This is a genomic window from Shinella sp. WSD5-1 (assembly GCF_963942435.1).
Taxonomy (GTDB): domain Bacteria; phylum Pseudomonadota; class Alphaproteobacteria; order Rhizobiales; family Rhizobiaceae; genus Shinella; species Shinella yambaruensis.
In genome coordinates, this window is sequence record NZ_OZ012597.1 from 634,858 (window position 1) to 660,045 (window position 25,188).

A 25,188-nucleotide genomic window follows, 5' to 3' on the forward strand; every position below is an offset into this window, starting at 1 on the left:
AGCAATGGAGACCGAACGGTTTTCGCGCGGCTTGGTTCCCGACGGCCGGGCGATTTGCCCTTCAGCCGGCCTGGCGGCGGCCGTCGCGGCGGATCTGCGAGGGCGTATCGCCGAAAGCGGCACGGAAGCGGCGGGTGAAGTGCGACAGGCTCTCGAAACCGGTCTCCAGCGCGATCTCGATCAGCGGCTTGTTGGTGCGCATCACCATGGTGAGCGCCGCGGCCATGCGGATCTTCATGTAGATCGCGCTCGGCGAGGCGCCCATGTCGCCCTCGAACAGTCGCTCGAGCTGGCGGCGGGAGACACCCGTCATGGTGGCAATGCTGTCGATCGACAGGAGGTCCTCGGTGTGCTGTTCCATCATCATGATGGCGAGGTGCACGCGGCGGTCGCGGGCCTCGAGGCCGAGCGGATTGCGCGGCTGCACGTCGGTCGCATCGCGCCGGTGGCGGATCTGCAGGATTTCCAGCGCGTTGCGCTCGGCCGCCTCGCCGACATGGTGGCGCACGAGCGTCGCGGCGAGATCGGCGACGCTGCTGCCGCCGGCACAGGTGGCAACCTTGCCGTCGAAACGGAAGATCTGTTCCGACGTCGCCTCGATATCGGGAAAACGGCCGCGGAAATCGCGGTGGTGCAGCCAGCTGACGCAGGCCGTGTGTCCCTTCAGAAGGCCCGCCTCGGCCAGGATGAAGCTGCCCGTACAGAGGCCGATCAGCCCGACGCCGGCCTGGGCGGCCTTGCGCAGATAGGCCTGGGCATAGCTGTCGATGGGTTCCTCCACCGACAGGAGGCCGCCGACGACAGCGATGTAGTCGAAACAGGCGGGATCGGCAAAGGGCGCGGTCGGGGCGACCTGGATGCCGCTCGACGAGGTGATGAAGTTGCGCGTGCTGCTCAGCACGTCCCAGTCGCAGTGGACGCGGCGCGAGCGGTCCTCGCTGTCGCTGGCCAGCCGCAGCGTATCGACGAACAGCGCGAAGGCCGACAGCGTGAAACTTTTCGACAGGATGAAGCCGACCCGCAGCGCCTTCGGCGCCAGGGCACCGTTCATCTCTTTCGACGTGCGAACATCTGCCGCCATCCAGCTCTCCCAGGCCGTTCCGCCGGACACTATCGTCGAAGGCACGAACCGCTGGCAAGAGCCATAGCAGATTTCGCGCGCCGTCTCCATTCCCCGAACGCCGCCGGCTGCCGGTCCTGCGCAGGCCGGCCGGAATTGCCTTACGCAAAACCGCTTCACACTTTTGCTGGAATTGCTTCAGCGGGCAAATTTGCGGGCGCCGGCCACACAAAGCACGATGGCGAGCGTCGTGGCCAGCATCAGCGGGCTCACGCGCTCATGCAGCAGGACGGCGGCGAGCAGCAGGCCGAAGAAGGGCTGTAGCAGTTGCAGCTGGCCCACCGCCGCGATGCCGCCGAGCGCCAGGCCCCGATACCAGAAGACGAAGCCGATCAGCATGCTGAAGACCGAGACATAGGCGAGCCCGGCCCAGGCGCCGCCATCGATGCCGGCGAAGGTCTTGGGCAGCGAGACGAGCGCGATGATCGCCATCAGCGGCAGGGAGAGGATCAGCGCCCAGGAAATGACCTGCCAGCCGCCGAGCGTGCGCGAGAGCTTGGCGCCTTCCGCATAACCAAGGCCGCAGGCGACGATGGCCGCGACCATCAGGAGATCGCCGACGAGCGAGACTTCGCCGCCCGAATTCAGCGCGAAGCCCACCACCGTCGCGCTGCCGATGCCGGAGAACAGCCAGAACAGCGGCTTCGGCCGCTCCCCGCCGCGCAGCACGCCGAAGATGGCGGTCGCCAGCGGCAGAAGGCCGACAAAGACGATGGAATGGGCCGAGGTGATATATTGCAGCGCCAGCGCCGTCAGCAGGGGAAAGCCGACGACGACGCCGAGCGCGACGATTGCCAGCGAAAGAAGCGTATCGCGCGACGGCCTCGGCTGGCGCAGGGCAAGGAGCAGCGCCGCGCCCAGCATTGCGGCAATGACCGCGCGGGCCGATGTCAGGAACAGCGGCGAGAAATCCGCCACCGCCACGCGGGTCGCCGGCAGCGAGCCGCTGAAGATGATGACGCCGGCAAGCCCGCTGCCCCAGCCTTCCATGGATGTTTTCATTGGTCCTCGCATTCATCCTTCTTTACGGCGGCAGGGCTGGCGAAGACAGGGAAGGAGCGATACAATCTAAAAGAACTGTACTGGTTCAATTAGCAATACAGAGGCGGCAATCCCTATGGCAAGGCGGCCGCCCTTCACCCTAACCCTCTCCCCGCAAGCGGGGAGAGGGGACGTGCCCCACGCGACGATGATCGGTCGGGAAACCGGCGCGGGCATATCCCTTCGCCCCGCTTGCGGGGAGAAGGTGCCGGCAGGCGGATGAGGGGGAGGACCAGCGCCTCATCCGCCTGCCGGCAAAGAAGAATCCTGGATGCGGAAAGAGAACATGACCGAAAGCACAAGCCGGACTTCCAAGGTCATGGCGGCGATCAACGACCGCATCGCCAGCCGCGCGCTCGCGCCGGGCGATCGGCTGCCCTCGATCCGCCGCTTCGCCGCCAAGATGGGCGTTTCGCCCTCCACCGTCGTGGAGGCCTATGACCGGCTTGCGGCGGAGGGGCTGATCCGGGCGCAACGCGGCTCCGGCTTCTATGTCTCGCAAACCGCCCTGCCCCCGCTGAAGCTTGCCGCGGCGGAGACGCCGAAGGCGCGGGCGGTCGATCCGTTCTGGGTGTCGCGCCAGTCGCTCGACGCCGATGCCGCGGTGCTGAAACCCGGCTGCGGCTGGCTGCCGGCGGACTGGATGCCGGACGCGGCGCTTCGCCGCGCGATGCGCAGCCTGGCGAAGAGCGACGGCGACCTCCTGTCCTATTACGGCAGCACGCGCGGCTCCTCGTTCCTGCGGCGGCTGCTGCTCGGGCGGCTCGCGGAGGAAGGCATTTCGGCCGGGCCGGAGCACCTGATGCTGACGAGCACGGGCACGCAGGCGCTCGACCTGATCGGCCGCTTCCTGCTGCGCCCCGGCGACACGGTGCTGGTGGACGATCCCTGCTACTTCAATTTCCAGGCGCTGCTGAAGGCGCATCAGGTGACGGTCGTCGGCGTGCCCTATACGCCGTCGGGCCCCGACATCGCGACCTTCGAGGCCGTGCTCGCGGCGGAGCGGCCGCGGCTCTACGTGACCAACTCGGCCATCCACAACCCGACGGGCGCGACCCTGTCGCCGCAGGTGGCGCACCGCCTGCTCAACGCGGCCACCGGCAGCGAGACGATCATCGTCGAGGACGACATCTTTGCCGATTTCGAGCCGGAGCCCTCCACCCGGCTTGCCGCGCTCGACGGGCTCGACCGCGTCATCCGCATCGGCAGCTTCTCCAAGACGCTCTCCGCCTCCGCGCGCTGCGGCTATATCGCGGCGCGGCCGGATTGGGTCGAGGGGCTGGTCGACCTGCAGATCGCCACCAATTTCGGCGGGCCGAGCCCGATCTCCAGCGAGATCATCGCCCATATGCTCGCCGGCGGCGGCTACCGCAAGCACATGGAAGAGCTGCGCCGCAAGCTGGTGCGCGCCCGGCGCGAGGTGGCGGAGCGGCTTTCGCGACTCGGCATCACGCCCTGGCTCCAGCCGCGCGGCGGCTTCAACCTCTGGTGCCGGCTGCCGGAGGGGCTCGATTCCGGCGAGGTCGCGCAGGCCGCCCTTGCCGAAGGCCTCGTGCTCGCCCCCGGCAACGTCTTCAGCGTGTCGCAGAGCGCCGCCGGATTCATGCGCTTCAACGTGGCGCACATGCTGGAACCGCGCGTCTACCAGGTCCTCGCCGATGCGCTGAAGCGAACGGCCTAGCGCCGCTTCGCCAGCATGGAGCGCGACAGCACCACGATGAGGCCGATCACGACGGTCGCGGCGATGAAGAGGAAGGCGGCGGCGGCGATGGCGGGGCTGATGTTCTCGCGGATGCTGGAGAACATCTGCCGGGCCAGCGTGCGCTGGTTGGGACCGGCGACGAAGAGCGTCAGCACCACCTCGTCGAGCGAGGTGGCGAAGGCGAGCACCGCGCCCGAGAGCACGCCCGGCATGGCGAGCGGCAGCGTCACGCGCCGGAAGACCGTGGCGGGCGATGCGCCCAGGCTTTGGGCCGCAAGCTCCACCCGCTCGTCGATGCCGGCGAGCGCGCCGGTGACGCTGACCACCACGAAGGGCACGGCGACGACCGTATGGGCGATGATCACGCCGGCATAACTGTTCGTCAGGCCGAAGCCGGCGAGCAGCACCTGCATGCCGACGCCGAGCACGACCGCCGGCACCACCATCGGCAGCAGGAAGAGCGTGCGCATGGAGCCGCGGAAGAAGAGGAGCCGGTTGCGAAGCCCCAGCGAGGCTGCCGTGCCGAGCACCGTGGCGAGCAGCGTCGTGCCGGTGCCGATGATCAGGCTGTTGACGATCGCCCGCCGCCAGGCATCGGCGGTGAACAGCTCCTCGAACCAGCGCAGCGACCAGGAGGGGACCGGATAGGTGAGGATGACGCTCGAGGTGAAGGCGAGCGGCAGGATGGCGATGAGCGGCGCGACGAGGAAGAGGATCGTCAGCGCGGCGAAAACGGACTTGGCGAGCTTCATCGGCATGGCCTATCGCCTCCCCGGTTCATCGGCGGAGAGCCGCGCATAGACGCTGTAGAGCAGCAGCGTCGCGACGAGCAGCACGACGCCGAGCGCGCCGGCCATGCCCCAGTTCGCCGAGCCCGTGGCGTAGAAGGCGATGATGGACGAGATCATCTGGTCGCCCGGCCCGCCGATCAGCGCCGGCGTGATGTAGTAGCCGATCGCCGAGATGAAGACGAGCAGGCTGCCGGAGGCGACGCCGCGCAGGCTGAGCGGCAGAAGCACGCGCAGGAACGCTCGCCAGGGCGGCGCGCCGAGCGAGGCGGCGGCCGGCATCAGGTTCTTCGGAATGGTGATCAGCACGGAATAGATCGGCAGCACCATGAAGGGCAGCAGCACATGGGTCATGGCGATGATGACGCCGGTGCGGTTGAAGATCAGCGGCAGCGGCGCGTCGATGATGCGCAGCCAGCGCAGGAGATCGTTGATGAGCCCCTGTTCCTGCAGGAGGATGAACCAGGCGGCGGTGCGCACCAGGAGCGAGGTCCAGAGCGGCAGCAGCACGGCGCCGAGCATCAGGTCGCGCTTCCAGCCGGTCAGCGAGGCGGCGATGATCGCGTAGGGAAAACCGATGCAGGCGCAGGCGAAGGTGACGAGCGCGGCGATCCAGAAGGTCCGCACGAGGATAACCCGGTTGACGGACTGGTCGGCCGGCAGATGCTCGATGCTGCCCGCGGCATTGCGGCCGAGATCGACGGCGGCGAGCAGGTTGCGGTCGGTATAGGGCGACAGCGCATCGGCGATCGCCAGCCAGAATTCCGGTCGTTCCCAGCGCTGGTCGATGGAGACGAGGTCGGCGGGCGGATTGGCCGTGTCGTCCAGCGCGCTCGTCGTCTTCGCCATCAGCGTGCGGAAGCCGGAGCGGGCGCTGTTGAGGCGGCGCACCATGTCGCCGAGCGCCTGGTCGTCGTCGACGGCCTTGAGGTCTTCCATCAGCGCCGCCTGCATGGGCATGGTCGGCGGCGAGGCGCGATCCCAGTCGGCCAGCACCTCGGCGCTGCGCGGCAGGAGGCGCAGCACGGCCGGATCCGACACGGCCTGCGACATCATGCTGATCAGCGGCCAGACGAAGAAGCCGACGAGGAAGAGAAGCAGCGGCGCCAGCAGGAGGAGCGACCGGCCGGTCCGGGAGGAGCCCGCGCTCATGGCGCGATAACCCGGCAGTCACCGGCCGAAAAGCCCGCATAGACCCGCGTGCCCGGCGGGAATTCACGCGACCGGCGGCCGAGCTTGGCGATCAGCGGATGGGCGGCGTTCTGCAATTGCACGCGCAGGTGATCGCCCTGATAGACGCTGTCGGTGACCTCCGTTTCCAGGCAGTTGCGCGCATCGCCCCGCGTCTCGCTGAGATCGACCCGCTCCGGCCGGATGGAAAGGAAGACGGGCTGGCCGGAGGAGACGCTGCCGGAAACCGCCGAGACGATCTGCGCCCCGGACGGCAGGCGCACGGTCGCCTCCTCCCCCTCGACCGCCTCGACGACGCCCTCGACCAGGTTGGTCTCGCCGATGAATTCGGCGACGAAGCGCGTCGCCGGCTCGTCATAGACCTGCCGGGGCGTGCCGATCTGCTCGATCCTGCCCTTGTTGAAGACGGCGACGCGGTCCGACATGGTCAGCGCCTCCGACTGGTCGTGCGTGACGAAGACGATCGTCAGGCCGAGGCGGCGGTGCAGGTCGCGGATATCGAGCTGCATCTGCTCGCGCAATTGCTTGTCGAGCGCGCCGAGCGGCTCGTCCATCAGCACGACGCGCGGCTCGAAGACCAGCGCGCGCGACAGCGCCACGCGCTGCTGCTGGCCGCCGGAAAGCTGCGAGGGGCGCCGGTCGGCGAAGGCCGAAAGCTGTACCATGTCCAGCGCCCGCTTGACGCGCCCCTCGATCTCCGCCCTGCCCACGCCGCGCATCTGCAGCGGAAAGGCGACGTTCTCGCCGACCGACATGTGCGGGAAGAGCGCGTAGCTCTGGAAGACGACGCCCATGTCCCGCCTGTGGGTCGGCACGTCGTTGATCGCGGTGCCATCGAGCAGGATGTTGCCCGATGTCGGCTGCTCGAAACCGGCGAGCATCATCAAAAGCGTCGTCTTGCCGGAACCGGACGGGCCGAGCAGGCTGACGAACTCGCCCTTGTCGATGCCGAGATCGAGATTTTCGACCACGCAGAGCGGGCCGTAGAATTTGGTGATGCGGTCGAAACGGATGAATTCGGCCAAGGTCATTCTCCATCGGAACGGTCGCTGGCGGGCAAGCACCCCTCATCCGCCTGCCGCGACCTTCTCCCCGCAAGCGGGGAGAGGGGGATGTTGCGCCGTTTTCCTCAACATATGCCTGCGCGCCTGTTTAGGCCCGAGCCTTGCCGCAATTGCCTTCTCCCCGCCTGCGGGGAGAAAGTCGCGGCAGCGGGATGAGGGGCATTTCCGCCCCGCAAGCAGCAGCCTTACTGCGCCAGCCAGGCGTTGAAGCGCTGGGTCAGCGTTTCCGCATTGTCGATCCAGAAATCGACATCGAGGGCGATCGAGTCCGTCATGTTGGCCGGATCGGTCGGCAGGTCCTTGGCGAACTCGGCCGGAACCTTGGCCGCCGCTTCCTTGACCGGCAGGCCGTAGGCCACGAATTCCGGCAGCTTCGCCTGGTTGTCGGGCTCGCTGGCAAAGGCGATGAAGTCCTGCGCGGCGTCCTTGTTCTCCGCATCCTTCAGCACGACCCAGCTGTCGACGGCGTAGATGCTGCCCGGGAAGACGACCTTGAAGTTCTTGCCTTCCGTGCGGTTGATGCCGGTGATGCGGCCGTTATAGGCCGACGTCATCGCCACTTCGCCGGAGGCGAGGAACTGCAGCGGCTGGGCGCCCGATTCCCACCAGACGATGTTCGCCTTCAATTCGTCGAGCTTCTTGAAGGCACGTTCGACGCCCTCTTCCGTGCCGAGCACGTCATAGAGCTCGTCCTTGGAGACACCATCGGCGAGCAGCGCGAATTCGAGCGTGTATTTCGGCCCCTTGCGCAGCGAGCGCTTGCCCGGGAACTTTTCGACGTTCCAGAAGTCCGCCCAGGAGGTCGGTCCTTCCGCCAGCTTGTCGCCGTCATAGGCGATCGCCGTGGACCAGACGATCGCGCCGACGCCACAGTCATTGACCGCGCTGTCGAGGAACCTGTCCTTGCCGCCCATCTTGTCCCAGTCGATCTTCTCGTAGAGGCCGTCGGCACAGCCGAGCGCCAGCTCTTCCGCCTCCACCTGCACGGCATCCCAGTTCGGCGCGCCGGCCTTGACCTTCGACTGGATGACGCCGATGCCGCCGTCCCAGGCTTCGTCGAGCACCGGCTTGCCGGACTTTTCGGCGAAGGGCTTGAAGTAGATGTCGCGCTGCGCGTCCTGGTAGTTGCCGCCCCAGGAGACGATGGTGAGGTCGCGCGCGAGCGACGGCGCGGCAAGGCCTGCCGACAGCACGATGGCCGCGGCCGTGAGCATTCCGGATTGAAAGACAGTCTTCATTGCACTCCCCTTTTCTTCGTTTGTGAAGGAACCGGATGGCCCGGCCCCGATGACGATCCTTTGTCGGACTGCCGGCGCGCCCCGGCCTTTGGCCTGTCGGCGGTGCTTGCAGCCTCTCCGGTCGTCGCGCCCTTTCCCCTGGGCGTTACGGCCGATTGATGCATTCCGGGTCTTCCTGGTCAACGGGATATTTTCCCCGCTTGACGGTCGTCAGACGTGCTGCCCTCCGTTGATGTGGATTTCCGCGCCGTTGATGTAGGAGGACGGCTCGGTGCAGAGGAAATAGATGGTTTCCGCGACTTCCCGCGGCTCGCCGAGCCGCCGCATCGGCACTTCCGCCGCCACCAGTTCGTCGGTTCCCGGCGAGAGGATCGAGGTCTCGATCTCCCCCGGCGCAATCGCATTGGCCCGCACGCCGCGGCGGCCGAATTCATGCGCCATCTCGCGCGTCAGCGAGGCCAGCGCCGCCTTGGAGGCCGCATAGGCGACGCCCGCGAAGGGATGCACGCGGGAACCCGCGATCGACGTGACGTTGACGATCGAGCCCTTCGCCGCTTCCAGCTCCGGCATCAGCGCGCGGGCGATCAGCGCCGTCGAGACGAGGTTGACATTGAGCACCTGCGTCCAGACGTCGGCATCCGTATCGAGCACGCCGAGGCGGCTCCTGCCCGGCCCCTTCGGCGAAATGCCGGCATTGTTGACGAGCGCGTGCAGCCGGCCGTTCGGCAGCCGCTCGCGCACCGTGGCGGCCAGCCGGTCGATCTGCGAAAGGTCGGCAAGGTCCGCCTGGATATGGCTTTCACGGGCGGACGGCCAGGCGCATTCCTCGGAAAAGGGCTGGCGGGAGACGGTCAGGATACGCCAGCCCTTCGACTGGAAAAGCTTGACCGTCGCATGGCCGATGCCGCGGCTCGCTCCCGTCAGCAGCATGTAGCGGCGTTCTTCGGTCATAAGCGATCTCCATTGATGCTTGATACATCGTAATAGGCCATTTCCGAATTGCAAGCCCTCCCGCGTGAAAGGCTATGCCCGGCGCGCCTCCCGCGCCCCGACCCCTTCGATGCGCTCCAGGATCGGCTTGCCGCCGAGCAGGATATCGTCGACGATCGCCATCGAGGCCGCCGCCGGATCGTGGCGCTTCAGCGCTTCCACGACCGGATAGTGATGATCGATCATCGCCCGGCCGCCGGCGATGTAGGCGTCCGAAATGTGCGGCCCCATCTGCAGCCAGAGCCGCCGCAGGATGGTCGTCAGCACCGGAAGCCCGGCGATCTGCGGCAGCAGGAAGTGAAAGGCCTGGTTGAGCTGTGTGCCCTTCAACCGGTCCCCGGCCGCGATTGCCTGCTCGTTTTCCCGCAGGATCTGCTCCAGCGCCTGGATATCCGCGCTGGTCGCCACCTGCGCGGCGGTTTCCGCCGCCAGCCCCTCCAGCCGGATGCGGATCGCCCGGATTTCCCGGTAGCGGCTTTCGCTGAGGCCCGGAATGCGGATGTCGCGCGGCGAGCGGAAGGTGATCGCCTCGTCATTGGCCAGCCGCAGGATGGCGTCGCGGATCGGCGTGACGCTGGTGCCGAACTGTTCTGCGAGGTCCCGGATCTTCAGCCGGTCGCCGGGCTGGAACCGGCCCTGCATCAGCGCGTCGCACAGCGCGCCATAGACGACGCTGTTGAGGTTTTCGTGTTCCAGTGTCGTGAATTCAGCCATGGCACTGATCCGCAAAATCGAGTAACAAGATACTTGATGCATCTTTTTTGACGTGTTTCAAGTATCACCTGCCGCGTGCATCATCCGCCAAACGCCGTATGGAGGCAATGTCACCGGTGCCGCCATCGGCCACGCGACGCGGAAGGAGCGGCGAAACCAGCGGGAAACCGCGCCTGGAGCAATTCCAGCAAAAGTGCGAAGCGGTTTTGCGGCTGGAATTGCGTAAACAAACAGAGCGTTTTCGCGATTCGAAGAGAGGCGGAAATGCTCCAGGGAGCAAGCATGACGCAGCCAGCGCCGGCAACCAAGAAGACGGATTCGATGTCGGCAACCTGGAGCATAACGGCGCTCCCCGATGCCGAGGCCGCCGTCGCCGCGGTTTATGGCCTCTCCGGCGCAGTGAAACGGCTTTCCAGCGAACGGGACGAGACGTTCCTCTTCACAAGGTCGGACGGCACCGATTTCGTCCTGAAGATCGCCAACCCGGCGGAGGACCCCGCGGCGCTGGAATTCCAGGACGGCGCGCTGCTGCACCTTGCCGTCGCCGCCCCGGCCGTGCCCGTGCCGCGGCTCGTTCCGACGAAAGCGGGCGCGCCGAGCCATGCGCTTGCCACCGCCGACGGCCCGCGCATCATGCGCCTCCTCACCTTCCTCGACGGCGAATTGCAGTACCGCACGCCCGTCTCCGAGGCGCAGAGCCGCAATGTCGGCCGCGCGCTCGCCGAACTCGGCCTCGGCCTTGCGGACTACGACGGTCGCCCGCCGGCCGGAAAGCTGATGTGGGACATCTCCCACACGCTCGACCTTTGCGCGGTCGTCGACCATGTCGCGCCCGAGCGGCGGGCACAGGTGGAAACCGTGCTCGCCGAATTCGAGCGCGCCCTTCCCGCCATCACCGGCCTCACGCGGCGGCAGATCATCCACAACGACTTCAACCCGCACAACATCCTGCTCGATCCGACGGAGCCGACGCGGGTGGTGGGCATCATCGATTTCGGCGACATGGTGCATGCGCCGCTGGTCAACGACCTCGCCGTCGCCCTCTCCTACCATCTCGCGACGGACAACTGGGCGGCGCGCACCGGCGCCTTCCTCGCCGGTTTCCTGTCGGCGCGCGCGCTGGAGCCCGGCGAGATCGAACTGCTGCCGCTCCTGACGCGCTGCCGGCTGGCCATGTCGGTCATCATCGCCGAATGGCGCTCCGCCCGCTTCCCGGAAAACCGGGACTACATCATGCGCAACCACGCCACCGCCTGGCGCGGCCTGCAGAACATAGGCGATTTCACCCCCGCCGGGCTGAAGAGGCTCGTGCCCAACCTTTCCGAGGCCTGATCATGTCGATGGTGAATGCATTTTCGCGCGAGGATTTCGAACGGCTCAGCGAGGCCGAACGGGCGCTGATCGCCCGCCGGGAAAAGGTGCTCGGCCCCGCCTATCGCCTGTTCTACGAAAAGCCGCTGCACCTCGTGCGCGGCGAAGGCGTCTTCCTCTATGACGCTGCGGGCGAAAGATATCTCGACGCCTACAACAACGTCGCCTCGGTCGGCCATTGCCATCCGCGCGTCGTGGAGGCGATCACCCGCCAGACCGCCGTGCTCAACACCCATACGCGCTACCTGCACGAAGGCATCGTCGACTATGCCGAGGCGCTGACCGCCACCTTCCCCGGCGACCTCAGCCAGGCCATGTTCACCTGCACCGGCAGCGAGGCCAACGACCTTGCCGTGCGCATCGCCCGATTCGTCACCGGCGGCACCGGCATCATCGCGACGGAACTCGCCTATCACGGCCTGACGAGCGCGGTCGCCGAATTCTCCCCCTCGCTCGGCGAGGCGGTGACGCTCGGGACCCATGTGCGCACCGTGCCGGCGCCGGACAGCTACCGCCATTCGCCGGAAGAGATGATGGAGAAATTCGGCCGCGACGTCAGCGCCGCCATAGCCGACCTGAAGCGCCACGGCATCAAGCCGGCCATGCTGATCACCGACACGATCTTTTCCAGCGACGGCATCTTCGCCGGTCCGAAAGGCTTCCTGAAGCCGGCGGTGGATGCGATCCATGCCGCGGGCGGCCTCTTCGTCGCCGACGAGGTGCAGCCCGGCTTCGGCCGTACCGGCGAGGCCATGTGGGGCTTCGAGCGCCACGGCGTCTCCCCCGACATGGTGACGATCGGCAAGCCGATGGGCAACGGCTACCCGATGGCCGGCATCGTGCTGCGCCCGGACGTGGTCGCCGAGTTCGGTCCCCGCGCCCGCTACTTCAACACCTTCGGCGGCAATCCGGTCGCGGCCGCCGCCGGCAAGTCCGTGCTCGACACGATCCGGACGGAAGGCCTGCAGCAGAACGCGCTGGAGGTCGGCCAGTACCTGATGGACGGCCTGAAAGGCCTCGCCCGCCTCCACCCGGCCCTCGGCGACATCCGTGGCTCCGGCTTCTTCATCGGCGTCGAGATCGTCGCCGACCCCGCGACGAAACAGCCCGATGCCGCCCTGACGACCCGCATCGTCAACGGCCTGCGCGCCCGCCGCGTCCTGATCAGCGCCTCCGGCCCCAACGCCAACATCCTGAAAATCCGCCCGCCCCTCGTCTTCTCCCGCGAGAACGCCGACATGCTGGTGGACGCGCTAGCCGACGTGCTGAAGCCGGCCTGACGGCCGACACGCCGGAGCGCGCATCCGCCCGCTCCGGCCTAAAGGGCAGCCGCCTTCATCGGCGCACATTTCCGGCTCCGCCGTTTTCGGACAGCTCCAATACAGAGACGGCAGGAACCTCTACGCCAAATCCCGCTTCCTCGAGACGTTTCAATCCCTGCCCCTCCGCAAGGAGGCGATCTGTCGCTCGACGAGGCCTATCTCGACGTCACCCAGCTTCAATACACACCTCCTCAGGGAGATGCCCCCCGGCCGCTTTCGCCATCGCGTGACCTTCGTCGTTTCAATCCACACCTCCGCAGGGAGGTGACCTAGCCTCTTGTAAACCACGGATTTGTCTGAGCTGGAAGTCCTGGATGTGCGGGAAGGGTGACACCGGGCGGGATTGTCCGGACGTGTGTGGAGCATGGAGCGGAAGAACGTGGAATTTCAACGCCAAAGGGGTCGTGCGAACGTGGCGGGCTTTCGTGGCACGCTTGGGGTTCGCACCCGTAGACCGGGCGCGCCTGCTGGAGACCAGCGGGCGGTTGAGGTCGGTGGCGGGCCTGGCGCCGGTAGGGCGTAGCGTGGGTTGTCCACCGCCGGGGCGATGGTGCCCAGCCGCGCCTTCGGGCCAGTCCGTTGCCAGACCCCGGCTTGAAGAGCATCGTCAAAGTTGCAAGGGCCGCATGCGCGCGGCCCCCACGTCTTCACCCGCGAACGGGTCGCCGCGCGGTTCAGACGAGTGCGGTGACCTGGATTTCGACCAGCAGTTCCGGCGCGGCGAGGCGGGCCTCGACCGTTGCGCGGACCGGCAGGTTGTCCGGGTCGACCCACTGGTCCCAGACGTCGTTCATCTGGGCGAAATGGGCGATGTCGCGCAGCCAGATGTTGGCGCTGATCAGCTTGGCCTTGGAAGTACCGGCCTCGGCCAGAAGGCCGTCGATCGTGGCCAGGATGTCGCGGGTCTGGGCGGTCGTGTCGGCACCGCTGCCGGTGACGCCGGCCGTGGTGACGACGCCGTTGACGACGACGGCCTGGCAGAAGCGCTTGCCGGGCTTGATACGCTGGATCATGAAAAATCTCCCATGGTGTTGATCACAGATTGGTTTTGCCGAAAGCCGAGAGGATGAAACCGGCGCGTTCCGCGCCGATCGGCGATGGCAGCGCGGCATCAATGCCCGAAACGCCGGGCGAGCGCAACTTGCCGCCGAGCGCCGCCATTTCCACTGCCGGCCGGGGCTGGCGCGCCGTGCTGCCACCGATGCCGCCGGACATGTCGGTGGCCGCCGGCGCATGAAGGCTGCGCGTACCGGCTGAGCGCGACGTTTTCCCGCGGCCTCGGCGCCTCGGCCCGTCTCGGCAGGCTCCCGCCGATGGGCAGACGCCGCTGGTTACGTCCAGGCGTAACGCACGATGTGAAAGAAGACGGGGGCGGCGAAGACGAGGCTGTCGGCGCGGTCGAGCATGCCGCCATGGCCCTCGATCATGTGGCCCCAGTCCTTCACCCCGCGGTCGCGCTTGATGGCGGAGGCGACGAGGCCGCCGAAGAAGCCCATGATGCAGGCGAGCGCCGCGAGCCCGCCGGCTTCGAGCGGCGAGAACGGCGTCAGCCAGTAGAGCCCGGCACCGAGCAGCGAGGCGCTGGCAATGCCGCCGACCAGCCCTTCCCAGGTCTTCGACGGCGAAATGCTCGGCGCGACCTTGTGCCTGCCGAAGAGCTTTCCGAAAATGTACTGCAGCACGTCGCTGCCCTGCACGGTGGCGATGAGGAAGGCGATGAGCAGCAGGCCCCGCCCCTCGTTGCCGGGAATGGGCAGCGTGACCAGCGCCGGCACATGGCTGATGCAATAGACCGACAGCATGATGCCCCATTGCTGCTCGCTGACCCGTTCGAGGAAGCGGGACGTGTCGCCGCGCATGGCCGTCAGCGCCGGCATGGCGAGGAAGCAGTAGACGGGGATGAAGATCGAATAGAGCCCGTACCAGTCGATCCAGATCAGGTAGTACTGTGCCGGCACGATGATCAGGAACATGCCGAGCAGCGTCCAGCGGTCGGCGTGGCGCGTGTTGGTGAGGGTGACGTATTCGCGCAGCGCCGCGAAGGAGACGAAAGCGAAAAGCAGGATCACGCCGCCCGTGCCGAACAGGAAGGCGACACTGATGCCTGCCACCATGATCCACCAGGCCTTGATGCGGGCATTGAGGTTTTCGAGCGTCGCCGGCAGCGGTTTCTCGCTGCGCCAGGAAAGCACGCCGGCAACGAGGCTCGCGATGACGAGCACCGAGACGAGGCCGAGGAAAAGACGCGTGTCGTCGCTCATCAGCGGGTTCCATCCTTTCGGGGCGCAAGGGCAAGAAGCGCCGCGCGGGCGCGCTCGAGGAAGGCCTTCCGCTCCTCCCCGGCCTGAAGCACCAGCGGGGCGCCGAAGACGACGCGGCAGAGCAGCGGGACCGGCAGGAGCGCACCCTTCGGCAGGACGCGCGACATGTTCTCGATCCAGCAGGGCACCAGCTCGACATCCGGGCGAAGCGCCGCGAGATTGTAGAGGCCGGAGCGGAAGCGCAGGAGCGGCTCCTCCGTCATGTTGCGCGTGCCCTCGGGAAAGAAGATCAGGGACTGGCCCGCATCGAGCGCGGCGAGCATCACCTGCATCGGATCGGCGGTGCGCTCCACCCAGTTGCGCTCGACGAGCACCGTGCGCAGCATCCTGCCGGAAATGAAGCGGCGGATCGGGCCGGCATTCCAGTAGTCCGCCCCGGCGACGGCGGCCGTGCGGCGGCGTTCGGCAAAGGGCAGGCAGGTGGAGACCAGGATGAAATCGCCATGGCTCGCATGGTTGGCGAAATAGATGCGTTGCCGGCCGTAGGGCGCCGAGCCGGCCCAGATCGGCCGCACGCCGGTGACAGCGCGCGAAAGGCCGGCGAGCACCGCGCCGGATACCGTCTGCAACAGGGATGCGCCGTTCGCGCTCATGCCCCGCCTCCCTCCATCCCGTCAAGGAGCAGGATGAGGTAGAGCGCGACGGCGACCGCCAATGCGATCCGCTGCAGCCAGAGGAGCCGCCGGCATCCCCGGAGGCGCTCCGGCAGCGTTGCCGAAACGCCGCCCCGGGCGCGAAGCCCCATGCGCGCCAGAACGTCGTCGATGGCCGCAAGGCCCACCGCTTCCCCGTCATGGGAGGCGGCAAGCCGGAACAGCGCGGCATCGAACAGGAGATGCACCGAAAACGCCAGCGGCACGAGGCAGGAGGCGAGCAGCAGCCCCCAGGCGAGCGGCCCGGAAAAACCATGGGCGCCGGCCGTCGGCGGCGCGGCGGCGAGGATCAGCAGCGCCGCCGCGCCGCCGGCAAGGCCGTTGCGCCGGAGGCGCCGGATGGCATCCGCGACGATCGCCCGCCAGTCCGTCATCGCGCCGCCTCCTCGATCGCGGCATAGGTTTCCAGCGCAAGATGCACCGGCCGCCCCTTCGCCTTGATCTGGACGACGGCCGCGGCGGCGCTGGTGGCAAGCCCCGTCCGCATCAGGACGCAGGCGGCGACGAGCGCGCTGCGCTGGAAGCCGAGCGCGCAGCAGACGAGGACCGGCCCATGCCGCCCCGCCTCCTCCGCGGCGAGCGCCGCCTCGCGGATGCGGGCGGCGGAGAGGGGCAGCAGATCGAGCGCCGGGAAGGCGCGCCAGGAAAGGCCGGGAACGGCAAGGCCCGGCAGCTCTGCCGTCATGTCGATGACGGCGGCATAGGTCGAAAGGGCACGCCGCGTCGGCACCCGGCCGAGAAAGACGCCGTCGGCGATCTCGACGGCATCAGGCAGGCGCCGCGTCCACCACCAGGCATTCACCCGCGCCCCCAGCCTGTAGGGCATCAGCAGCCAGCGGCTTGCGAAGCTGATGCGGCCATCGCCCCTTTTCTGGAACACATCCGGCCCGGCGCCGGCATAGGCGAGCGCGACGATGGCGAGGGCAAGCGCCGGCCAGAGCAGCAGCAACCCCGCCCCGGAGCCGAACGTCGTCCACACCGCAAGGAACAGGAAGACCAGCGCACCGGCGCCATAACAGACGGCGAGCCGCCGCGCCTTCGGATCGACCGTCAGGCGAAACCCTGCCAGCGGCGACGGCCGGCCGGCCGGAAACAGCCAGAGGGCGAAGAGGCCGAGCAGCGCGCCGGTCGGGATATCGATGCTGTGATGCTGCCAGGTGGTGAGGACAGAGACGCCGATCAGAAAGCTCCAGGCATGCCAGACCGCCAGCGTCATTCCCCGCAGTCGCCCGCGCCAGTGATCCCAGATGATCACCAGCAGGGCGACATGCAGCGAGGGGGCCTGGTTGAACGGCTTGTCGAAGCCGCCGAGCACGTCGAACAGGAAGCCCGGCAGACCATGCGTCTCCGGCCGCACGAAGATCGCCTGCAGCGGAAAGGCGATGAAGCAGAGGACGGCGACGACCTGTGCCGTGAGGTAGCGCCGCGCCAGCCGGCCGACCTCCGCCGGCGTCTCGTTGACGAAGAGCGAGAGCGCATAGAAGGCGTTGATCGACCAGTAGGGCAGGATCGTCCAGGCGAGGAAGGGGATGTGCCGCTCCCAGCCGAACGCGACATTCGGCACGTCCGCCCGCTGCGCGGCCAGCCAGTTGGAAAAGCCGTAGGTCAGGTAGAAGAACGGCGCCAGGACGGCGAGCCAGAGCGCTGCCGCGCGAAAAACCGCGCGGCGATCGACGGCAAGGAAAGATGCGACGCCCTCCCCCATGGCCGCCTCAGATGCGCTCGGCCAGCGAGACGGTGAAGATGCCCCATTTGTCGATACGCTGCTCGACCTTGCGGAAGCCGGCGGCCGCCACGAGCTGGTCCATCTCCTGCTGGGTGCGCCGGCGCATGATCCAGGCCTCGCCGCCGCGATGCGAGGTCAGCGCCCGGGCGATCATCTCAAGCTGCGGATGCCAGGGCTGGCCGGTATAGAGGAGCAGCGCCCCCGGCTCCATCGCCCGCGCGAGGCCGGCCAGCGAGGCCTCGATCAGGGCATTGTCCGGGAAGAGTTCGTAGAGGCCGGAAACGATCGCAAGCGTCGGCCGCGGGGCGATCGCGGCAAGCCCTTCCGTGTCGAAGGCGTCCGCCCGGTGGAACTCCGCCACGTCCGAGAGGCCGCGATCAGTGATCAGCGCCGTGCCCTTCTCCACGTTGATCGGCGAATAGTCCTGCAGGCGGATGCTCTCCGGCTTTACCTCGGACGCCGCGACCGCATCGAGTACGTAGCGCCCGTGGCCGGCGGCGATGTCGAGCACGCGCAGAGGCCGCCCCTCGGCCTTCAGGCGCGCCAGCGCCTTGCCGATCAGCGCCTCCAGATGGACCTTGCGCTGGCGGATGCCGCGCCAGCCGATCGCATCGAGGAACTGCCGGTCGATCAGCCGCCCGCCGGGGCCAAGGCCCCGGGCCTCGTCCTCATAGACATAGTCGAGCGTGGAGCCGGAATCGAAGCCGGTGCGCAAACCCGTCTCGATGCCCCTGGAAAAGAGGCCGCCGAGGCGGATCGAGGCGCGCGTCAGCGCCCAGTAGAGCCCGCGCGGGGAAAACAGCGAGAGCGGCGTCGCCAGCCGGTCGGCCTCGTCGCGGGTATGGCCGGAAAGATGCGCGCGCCGCAGGTCGGCCACAACGGGCGGTTCGGCGAAACGCTGGAGGAGGAAGGTCCGCACCTTTTCGAGCGCCTTCGCCCGGTCCCGCTCGCCGAGCGTGTCGTGGTAGAAGCCGGGCAGCACATGGCGCTCCTTGATCGTGCTGCCGAGATTTTCGAAGAAGCGGTGCTGCGGTGCATGGCGCACGACGAAATCGCTGCCGGAGACGAGAAGCTGCGTCGGCACCGTGATGGCGCGCGCATCGGCGACCACCCGATCCGCCGCCTCGTAGAGTTCCAGGAGGATGTTGGAGGCGATGGGGCGGGTGATCAGCGGATCGGCCTCGAAGGAGGCGATGCGCTGCGGATCATGCGTCAGGAAACGGGCCTTGACGTAGGAATTGACGAAGAACGTGCCCTTGAGCTTTTGCGAGAGCGCGATGCCCTCCTTGGCGAAGGGTACGTAGAGCTTCACGTCGAAGGCCGGCGAGGCCAGCACCAGCGCACGGATATTAGGCGCATAGTCATGAACCCAGGTGGAGGCCAGCACGGCGCCGACGCTCTGGGCGACGACGGCGACCTGGTCCATGGAAAAGCCGCCGGTCTCGCTTATATGGCGGACGAAGCAATCGAGATCGCGCACCGAATGGGCGAAGGACGGCGAATGGCCGCGCTCGCCGGGCGACCGGCCATGGCCGCGCGCATCCCACGCGTAGAAGGCGAAGTCGTCGAGCCCGAGCTCCTCGACAATATGCGCCACCCGGCCGCTGTGCTCATGGCCGCGGTGCAGCAGAACGACCGCGCCCTTCGCCGCGCCGGACCGGGCGGGCCAGGCACGGTAGAAAAGCTCCACGCCGTCATGGCTCGCAAAGGCGGATTCGATCATGCTGTCATCTCTCCTGCGGAAACCTCAGCACCTATACGGATGAGGACGCATGTTTGCAGTTGATTTCATGCCGTTTGCATCCTCTTTTGTTGCACGCAATCGAGCGGATTCGAGCTGACATGTCGATCTATAAACTGAAATCATCCTTCCAGAACCTGCTTCGTCCCCTGGTGGGACGGCTTGCGGCCATGGGTGTCACGGCCAACCAGGTGACGCTGATCGCCGCGCTCGTCTCGGTGGGGATCGGCGCGCTGCTCCTCGTCAATCCGACGCCCGCCCTTTTCGCGCTCGTTCCCGTCTGGATGCTGCTGCGCATGGGGCTCAACGCCATCGACGGCATGCTCGCCCGCGAACACGGCCAGAAGAGCCCGCTCGGCGGCTATCTCAACGAGATCACCGATGTCGTCTCCGATGCCGCGCTCTACCTGCCCTTCGCGCTGGTGGCGCCGTTTTCCCTGCCGTGGTTCACGGCCATCGTCTTCCTTTCGGCGCTGACGGAGTTCGCCGGCGTGCTCGGCGTCGCCCATGGCAACGGCCGCAGCTACGAGGGGCCGATGGGCAAGAGCGACCGGGCCCTCCTCTTCGGCGCCCTCGGCGCGCTCGTCGCCGGTTTCGGCACGCTGCCGGCCTGGACATGGCACATCCAGCCGATGGCCTGTGTGCTGCTCGCCTGGACGGTCGTCAACCGCGTCCGGGCCGGCCTCACCGGACCTTAGCCGTTAGCGTTTCTCGCCGAAGCGGCGCGGCGTCGGCCGGCCGGTGATCTGGTCCCAATGCTCGTCGGCCCGCCGCTCGAAGGTCCCCGCCTCGCGGGCGTCGCTCTGGTAGAAGGCGCCGCGCGGAACGTCCGGCGCGTAGACCTGCTCGCTCCAGCCCCGTCCGTCGTCATGCGGGAAGGCATAACCGACATGGCCGAGCGCCGCCGCCCCTTTGTAATGCGCGTCGCGCAGATGCATCGGCACCGCCGACGGCGCCTCTTTCGCCACATGGGCGAGCGCAAGCGAAATGCCGCGGCAGGCGGAGTTCGACTTCGGCGCCCGGGCGACGTGCAGGGCGGCATGGGCGAGGATGATCTGCGCCTCGGGATAGCCGATCTTCTCCACCGCATGCAGCGCGGCCACCGCCGTCTGCAGTGCCGTGTTGTCGGCAAGGCCGACATCCTCGGACGCGTGGATCATGATGCGGCGCGCGATGTAGCGCGGGTCCTCGCCGCCATGGATCAGCCGGGCAAGCCAGTAGAGCGTCGCATCGGGATCGGAGCCGCGCATCGATTTCACGAAGGCCGAGACCACGTCGTAATGCGCATCGCCCGACCGGTCGTGGTTGACGGGCGCGGCGGCATAGGCCTCATCGACCATCGCCTCGGTGATGACGACGGGTTTTCCCGGCGCGTGCCCGACGGCAAGACTTTCAAGAACCGTCAGCGCGCGACGCGCATCGCCGCCGGAGCGGCCGGCGATGCGGCGCAGTTGGTCGGGTTCCAGCTCCACCGCGATGCCCCGCGCCGCAAGGTGGCGAAGCCCCCGCCGCACCACTTCCTCCATCTCCTCCAGCATCAGCGGCTCCAGCTTCAATATGGTGGAGCGGGAGATCAGCGCGGGCGTCAGCGTATGGTAGGGATTGCCGGTCGTCGCGCCGATGAAGTCGGCGACGCCCTCCTCGCAGAGCGCAAGGAGATGGTCCTGCTGCGTCGCGCTGAAGCGATGCACCTCGTCCGCGAAGAGCAGGGTCGGCCGCATGCGCGCCTCGTCGGCGATCTTGCGGATGTCGGCCACGTTGTTGTGCGCGGCATGCAGCGGGCGGAAGTTCTTGCCGAGCATGTTGCCGATGGCGCGCGCGATCGACGTCTTGCCGAGGCCGGGCGGGCCGTAGAGCACGATGCTGCCGAGCCTTCCGGCCGCGATGCGCCGGCGCAGCATGGTGCCCTCGCCGATGATCCTCTCCTGGCCGATCACGTCGTCCAGGCTCGCCGGGCGCAGCTCCGCGGCGAGCGGCATGGCGCCGGGGCGCGGCGCGGCGTCGAAAAGATCGGTCATGGCATCCTCCGGTCTCGAACGGTCCTGTCCAACCCGGCGGCCTGACGCAAAAGCCCGCCTGCCCGGCCGGATGACGTTCGTCTATCGGCCGGAGCAGGCGGGGTCAAAGGCAATCGTGCGCGATCGCGGTCAGTGCAGGCCGAAGAGGGTCAGCAGTTCCTCGCGATGGCGCACGAATTCCGGCGCGCTGCGGTCGCGCGGGCGCGGCAGGTCGATCTCGATCAACCGCGGCGCGGCGTTCTTCTCGCGCGGCAGGATGAGGATGCGGTCGGCAAGGTAGATCGCCTCCTCCAGGTCGTGCGTCACGAGGATGGTCGTCACGTCCTCGTCGCGCCAGATGCGCGTCAGCTCCTGCTGCATGCCGATCTTCGTCATGGCATCGAGCGCGCCGAGCGGTTCGTCGAGCAGCAGGATCTCCGGCTGGACGGCAAGCGCCCGGGCAATACCGACGCGCTGCGCCATGCCGCCGGAAAGCTGGCGCGGATAGGCGTTCTCGAAGGATTGCAGGCCAACGAGCTGGACATAGCGCCGCGCGCGGGCTTTCGCCTCCTCGCGGGAAACACCGCGCGTATCGAGGCCGAAGGCGACGTTTTCGAGCACCGTCAGCCAAGGCAGCAGGCGCGGCTCCTGGAAGATGACGGCGCGTTCCGCGCCGACGCCCGAGACGGCCTTGCCGTCGATCAGCACCTCGCCGCCGTCGGCATCCTCCAGCCCGGCGAGGATGCGCAGCAGCGTCGTCTTGCCGGAGCCGCTGGCGCCGACGATGGCGAGGCTCTCGCCCGAGCGGATCTTCAGGTTGATGTTGTCGAGAACCGGCAGCGGCCGGCCATCGAGGGTGTAGGATTTCGAGAGGTGGCGGATCGTCACCTCTCCACGGATCGCTGCGGGGGCAAGGCTCATGACGGACCTCAGTTCGTCGCCGCATCGGGCGAATAGAGCACGTCCTTGGCCGCGAGCTGGCCGTCCTCCAGCTTGCCCTCGCGCACCAGCACGTCGATCCAGAACTGTACGTCCCGCTCGACCGGAAGGCCGCCGGCACGAACGCCGTAACCGCGGAAATACTGTGCGATGTCAGGGTTCTCGCCGCGTTCCTGCAAGGCCTTTGCGAGGATCTTGCGGGTTTCCTCGGGATGTTCGCGGGCATAGTCGAGCGCGCGGGCGGACTGTTCCACGAAGGTCTTCGCCGCCTCGGGATGCGCCTTGACGAAATCGCGGCGCAGCACCACGAAGCCGCCGGCGATCTCGCCGAGCACGTCCGTGTCGCCGAAGATCGCGCGCAGGCCGCCGTTCTTGCTCGCCGCGCCCTCGAAGGTCGTCTGCCAGTAGCCGAAGGCCGAGATGTCGACCTGGCCGGAGCGCAGCACCTGCTCGAGCTGCGGGCCGGGCACGACGACCTGGTTGGCCGCATCCGTCGGCAGGCCGGCCGAATGCAGCGCCTCGCGGATCGTGTAGTCGAGATGGGCGCCGAGCGTGTTGACGGCGATGCTCTTGCCGGCAATGTCCTTGATCTCCCTGATCGGGCTGTCCTCCAGCACGTAGAAGATCGACTGGACCTCGGCATTGATGCCGTTCGAAGGATAGGCGGCGACGAAGTCGTTGCCGCTGATGATCGAGTTCAGCACGGCGGAGGTGGCCGCGCTGCCGAGCTCCACGTCGCCGGAAGCGAGCGCGATCAGCGAGGCCGGGCCGCCGGCGGCATAGCCGACATTCTCGATGGTGATGCCGGTTCCCTCGAAATAGCCGAGTTCGGCGGCAAGCTCATGGGCGGTCAGGCCGCCCTGGCTGGCGAGGTAACGCAGGTTGACGTCTTCCGCGGAAGCCGTGCCGGCAAGGCCGAGCGCGAAGGCGGCGGAGAGGAGAAGCTTCTTCGAATGGAAGGTCATGACGGTGTCCTTTGACAAAGAGGATGAGGAGTTCAGGCGTTCGGCTGCGACCAGCGGCAAAGCTTCTTCTGGAGGAGGACCAGCACCGCATTGGCGATGAGGCCGAGCAGGGCGAGAAGCAGGATGGCGGCGAACATCAGCGGGATCTGGAAATTGTACTGGGCGTTCATCACCTGAAAGCCGATGCCCTTGTTGGCACCGATCATCTCGGCGGCGATGAGCAGCAGCAGCGCCGTGGTGGCCGAGAGGCGCAGGCCCACGAAGATCGCGGGAACCGAGGCCGGCAGGATGACGCGGCGGAAGATCGTCAGGCGCCCTGCGCCATAGGTCCGCGCCATCTCGACAAGCTTGCCGTCGACCTCCTTCACGCCGCCGATCGTGGCGAGCAGGATCGGGAAGAGCGTCGCCCAGAAGATGACGAAGACCTTCGAGGTTTCGCCGAGCCCGAGCAACAGGATGAAGACGGGATAGAGCGCGAGCGCCGAGGTCTGGCGGAAGAACTGCAGCAGCGGATCGAGCGCCTGCTCGACGATCTTGGCCTGTCCCATGACGAGGCCGAGCGGGATGCCGATCGCGACGGCGGCAGCAAAGGCGATGCCGGAGCGCTGGAGGCTGATGGCGATGTCGTCGATGAGCGCGCCGCTGGCAAGGCTGTCCCAGAGGGCCGCGACGATGATGTGGAGCGGCGGGAAGACGGCGGGATTGACCCAGCCCTGCGTGCTCGAAATCTGCCAGAGCGCCAGGAAGGCCAGCACCAGGCCGTAGCGGGCGAGGAACGACGGCAAAAGCGCATTCAGCCGCGCCGTTACCCTGGGTGTCGCCGGTGGGCGGCTGGCCAGGCGAAAATCCGCGCCGAGGGTGGAGTTGACGTTCTCATAGGACATGGTCGTCTCCTATTCGGCGGCCTGGACGGCGGCGCGCGCGCCGGCCCAGCGGTTGACGGGGAAAGGCAGGCCGAGGTTTTCGCGCAGCGTCGTGCCCTCGTATTCGGTGCGGAACAGGCCGCGGCGCTGGAGCTCGGGGATGACCAGGTCGACGAAATCGTCGAGCGCGGTGGGCAGCCACGGCGGCAGGATGTTGAAGCCGTCGGCGGCCTCGTTCTCGAACCATTCCTGCAGGGTGTCGACGATCGTCTCGGGCGTGCCGACGATGGTGTAGTGGCCACGGGCGGAGGCGATCCACTGGTAGAGCTGGCGGATCGTGAAATTGTTCTCGTCGGCGATCTGGCGGATCAGCGCCTGGCGGCTCTTCATGCCCTCGGTCGGCGGGGCGGGCGGCAGCGGGCCGTCGAGGTCGTAGCCCCTGAGGTCCAGCGTGCCTCCGGTGAGCCCGTTGAGGAGACCGACACCGTCCTCTTCGACGATCAGCGCGGTCAGGCGGTCGTATTTCTCCCGCGCCTCCTCCAGCGTCCGGCCGACGAAGGGCGAGACGCCGGGCATGACGAGGATATGGTCCGGATTGCGGCCGAGGCCGCGGGCGCGCGCCTTGATGTCACGGTAGAATTCCTGCGCCGTCCCGATGTGCTGGTGGGCGGTGAAGATCACCTCCGCCGTGGCGGCGGCAAGCCCGCGGCCGTCATCCGACTGGCCGGCCTGCACGATGACGGGATGGCCCTGCGGCGAACGGGAGACGTTGAGCGGTCCGCGCACCTGGAAATGCTCGCCGCGATGGTCGCTCTCATGCAGCTTTTCCGGATCGTAGAAGACGCCGCGCTCCTTGTCGCGCAGGAAGGCGTCGTCCTCGAAACTGTCCCAGAGCTTCTTGACCACCTCGACATGCTCGGCGGCACGGCGGTAGCGCGCGGCATGAGGCAGCTGGGTCTCGCGGTTGAAGTTCTGCGCGGTCGGATCGCCCGTCGTGGTGACGACGTTCCAGCCGGCACGGCCGCCGGAAATGAGATCGAGCGAGGCGAATTTGCGCGCCGTGTTGTAGGGTTCCTCGTAGGTCGTCGAGGCGGTGGCGATGAAGCCGAGGTTCTTCGTGAAGGGCGCGAGGGCGGAGAAGAGCGTCACCGGCTCGAAGCCCGCAACGCGGGCATTGCCGCCTTCCCGCGCGCCGCCGAAACCGATGGCGAGGTTGTCCGCCAGGAAGTAGGCGTCGAACAGGCCGCGCTCGGCGGTCTGGGCAAGCTGCTTGTGGAATTCGAAGCTGGTGGCGCCGTCCGCCGGCTGGTCCGGGTGGCGCCAGGAAGCGACGTGCTGGCCGCCGCCGGGAAGGAAGGCGCCAAGCCTGATCTTGCGTGTCATCGTGTTTCCTTTCGTATCGTCTGGAAAGGGCCGCGTCGGCCACGGGGTCTCGATCCCGC

General features: G+C 67.5%; 24 protein-coding genes. 4 read left to right on the forward strand and 20 right to left on the reverse strand.

Going from position 1 to position 25,188, the window contains the following annotated elements; genetic code table 11:
- Positions 1–61: 61 nt before the first annotated feature.
- Entirely contained in the window at positions 62–1,081 is a 1,020-nt protein-coding gene (locus tag AABQ55_RS26175) for a GlxA family transcriptional regulator (RefSeq protein WP_064333285.1), read from the reverse strand.
- 177 nt (positions 1,082–1,258) lie between these two features.
- On the reverse strand, positions 1,259–2,122 hold the full coding sequence (locus AABQ55_RS26180; RefSeq protein WP_272807930.1) for a DMT family transporter: 864 nt from the start codon (positions 2,120–2,122) through the stop codon (positions 1,259–1,261).
- 325 nt (positions 2,123–2,447) lie between these two features.
- Here AABQ55_RS26180 and AABQ55_RS26185 point away from each other — a divergent pair, with 325 nt between their 5' ends.
- Positions 2,448–3,842, forward strand: coding sequence for an aminotransferase-like domain-containing protein (locus AABQ55_RS26185; RefSeq protein WP_272807929.1), 1,395 nt, complete (start codon positions 2,448–2,450; stop codon positions 3,840–3,842).
- Here the strand turns inward: AABQ55_RS26185 and AABQ55_RS26190 are convergent.
- The 6 genes from AABQ55_RS26190 to AABQ55_RS26215 all read right to left on the reverse strand — a co-directional run bounded on the left by AABQ55_RS26190 (position 3,839) and on the right by AABQ55_RS26215 (position 9,848).
- Positions 3,839–4,621, reverse strand: a complete 783-nt coding sequence (locus AABQ55_RS26190; RefSeq protein WP_272807928.1) for an ABC transporter permease — start codon at positions 4,619–4,621, stop codon at positions 3,839–3,841. The two genes, AABQ55_RS26185 and AABQ55_RS26190, sit on opposite strands and share 4 nt — an antisense overlap.
- 3 nt (positions 4,622–4,624) lie before the next feature.
- Positions 4,625–5,803 (reverse strand): ABC transporter permease, encoded by a 1,179-nt coding sequence (locus AABQ55_RS26195; protein WP_272807927.1) that lies wholly within the window; start codon positions 5,801–5,803, stop codon positions 4,625–4,627.
- A complete protein-coding gene (locus AABQ55_RS26200) occupies positions 5,800–6,873 on the reverse strand; it encodes an ABC transporter ATP-binding protein (protein ID WP_443021176.1) in 1,074 nt (357 codons plus the stop codon). The genes AABQ55_RS26195 and AABQ55_RS26200 overlap by 4 nt, the downstream gene beginning before the upstream one ends.
- A 218-nt stretch (positions 6,874–7,091) precedes the next feature.
- Complete coding sequence (locus tag AABQ55_RS26205) at positions 7,092–8,120, reverse strand: ABC transporter substrate-binding protein (RefSeq protein ID WP_244766658.1); 1,029 nt, start codon at positions 8,118–8,120, stop codon at positions 7,092–7,094.
- A 234-nt stretch (positions 8,121–8,354) separates the two neighbouring features.
- Positions 8,355–9,095, reverse strand: a complete 741-nt coding sequence (locus tag AABQ55_RS26210) for an SDR family NAD(P)-dependent oxidoreductase (RefSeq protein WP_244766586.1) — start codon at positions 9,093–9,095, stop codon at positions 8,355–8,357.
- A gap of 72 nt (positions 9,096–9,167) precedes the next feature.
- Positions 9,168–9,848 carry a GntR family transcriptional regulator gene (locus tag AABQ55_RS26215; protein WP_272807925.1) on the reverse strand — a complete coding sequence of 227 codons (681 nt, stop codon included), beginning with the start codon at positions 9,846–9,848 and terminating at the stop codon, positions 9,168–9,170.
- Between the two features lie 282 nt (positions 9,849–10,130).
- On the opposite strand from AABQ55_RS26215, the gene AABQ55_RS26220 reads away from it, so the two are divergent.
- Together AABQ55_RS26220 and AABQ55_RS26225 are read left to right on the forward strand one after the other, a co-directional pair.
- Complete coding sequence (locus tag AABQ55_RS26220) at positions 10,131–11,180, forward strand: phosphotransferase (RefSeq protein ID WP_272807924.1); 1,050 nt, start codon at positions 10,131–10,133, stop codon at positions 11,178–11,180.
- A 2-nt stretch (positions 11,181–11,182) separates the two neighbouring features.
- On the forward strand, positions 11,183–12,499 hold the full coding sequence (locus AABQ55_RS26225) for an aspartate aminotransferase family protein (RefSeq protein WP_272807923.1): 1,317 nt from the start codon (positions 11,183–11,185) through the stop codon (positions 12,497–12,499).
- 716 nt (positions 12,500–13,215) lie between these two features.
- Here AABQ55_RS26225 and AABQ55_RS26230 read toward each other — a convergent pair.
- From AABQ55_RS26230 to AABQ55_RS26260, 7 genes are all read right to left on the reverse strand, one after another.
- Positions 13,216–13,554, reverse strand: coding sequence for a RidA family protein (locus AABQ55_RS26230; RefSeq protein WP_272807922.1), 339 nt, complete (start codon positions 13,552–13,554; stop codon positions 13,216–13,218).
- A 22-nt stretch (positions 13,555–13,576) separates the two neighbouring features.
- Complete coding sequence (locus tag AABQ55_RS26235; protein ID WP_272807921.1) at positions 13,577–13,756, reverse strand: hypothetical protein; 180 nt, start codon at positions 13,754–13,756, stop codon at positions 13,577–13,579.
- A gap of 116 nt (positions 13,757–13,872) precedes the next feature.
- Positions 13,873–14,802 (reverse strand): phosphatidate cytidylyltransferase, encoded by a 930-nt coding sequence (locus AABQ55_RS26240; protein ID WP_272807920.1) that lies wholly within the window; start codon positions 14,800–14,802, stop codon positions 13,873–13,875.
- Positions 14,802–15,455, reverse strand: coding sequence for a lysophospholipid acyltransferase family protein (locus tag AABQ55_RS26245; protein ID WP_244766579.1), 654 nt, complete (start codon positions 15,453–15,455; stop codon positions 14,802–14,804). The genes AABQ55_RS26240 and AABQ55_RS26245 overlap by 1 nt, the downstream gene beginning before the upstream one ends.
- Positions 15,452–15,889 carry a hypothetical protein gene (locus tag AABQ55_RS26250; RefSeq protein WP_272807919.1) on the reverse strand — a complete coding sequence of 146 codons (438 nt, stop codon included), beginning with the start codon at positions 15,887–15,889 and terminating at the stop codon, positions 15,452–15,454. Before AABQ55_RS26250 ends, AABQ55_RS26245 begins: the two co-directional genes overlap by 4 nt.
- Positions 15,886–17,220, reverse strand: a complete 1,335-nt coding sequence (locus AABQ55_RS26255) for a phosphatase PAP2/dual specificity phosphatase family protein (protein WP_272807918.1) — start codon at positions 17,218–17,220, stop codon at positions 15,886–15,888. The genes AABQ55_RS26250 and AABQ55_RS26255 overlap by 4 nt, the downstream gene beginning before the upstream one ends.
- A 7-nt stretch (positions 17,221–17,227) precedes the next feature.
- Positions 17,228–18,964, reverse strand: coding sequence for a bifunctional alpha/beta hydrolase/class I SAM-dependent methyltransferase (locus AABQ55_RS26260; protein WP_272807917.1), 1,737 nt, complete (start codon positions 18,962–18,964; stop codon positions 17,228–17,230).
- Positions 18,965–19,083: 119 nt separating this feature from the next.
- Between AABQ55_RS26260 and AABQ55_RS26265 the strand changes: the two genes are divergently transcribed.
- Positions 19,084–19,680: a CDP-alcohol phosphatidyltransferase family protein gene (locus AABQ55_RS26265; protein WP_272807916.1), complete on the forward strand. Its 597-nt coding sequence runs from the start codon at positions 19,084–19,086 to the stop codon at positions 19,678–19,680.
- Between the two features lie 3 nt (positions 19,681–19,683).
- Here the strand turns inward: AABQ55_RS26265 and AABQ55_RS26270 are convergent, their stop codons facing one another.
- The 5 genes from AABQ55_RS26270 to AABQ55_RS26290 all read right to left on the reverse strand — a co-directional run bounded on the left by AABQ55_RS26270 (position 19,684) and on the right by AABQ55_RS26290 (position 25,129).
- Positions 19,684–21,000 (reverse strand): replication-associated recombination protein A, encoded by a 1,317-nt coding sequence (locus AABQ55_RS26270; protein ID WP_272807915.1) that lies wholly within the window; start codon positions 20,998–21,000, stop codon positions 19,684–19,686.
- A 129-nt stretch (positions 21,001–21,129) separates the two neighbouring features.
- Positions 21,130–21,900: an ABC transporter ATP-binding protein gene (locus AABQ55_RS26275; RefSeq protein WP_244766573.1), complete on the reverse strand. Its 771-nt coding sequence runs from the start codon at positions 21,898–21,900 to the stop codon at positions 21,130–21,132.
- 8 nt (positions 21,901–21,908) lie between these two features.
- Positions 21,909–22,883, reverse strand: a complete 975-nt coding sequence (locus tag AABQ55_RS26280) for an ABC transporter substrate-binding protein (RefSeq protein ID WP_272807914.1) — start codon at positions 22,881–22,883, stop codon at positions 21,909–21,911.
- A gap of 32 nt (positions 22,884–22,915) precedes the next feature.
- Positions 22,916–23,767, reverse strand: a complete 852-nt coding sequence (locus tag AABQ55_RS26285; protein ID WP_272807913.1) for an ABC transporter permease — start codon at positions 23,765–23,767, stop codon at positions 22,916–22,918.
- Between the two features lie 9 nt (positions 23,768–23,776).
- Positions 23,777–25,129 (reverse strand): LLM class flavin-dependent oxidoreductase, encoded by a 1,353-nt coding sequence (locus AABQ55_RS26290; protein ID WP_244766570.1) that lies wholly within the window; start codon positions 25,127–25,129, stop codon positions 23,777–23,779.
- Positions 25,130–25,188 lie beyond the last annotated feature (59 nt).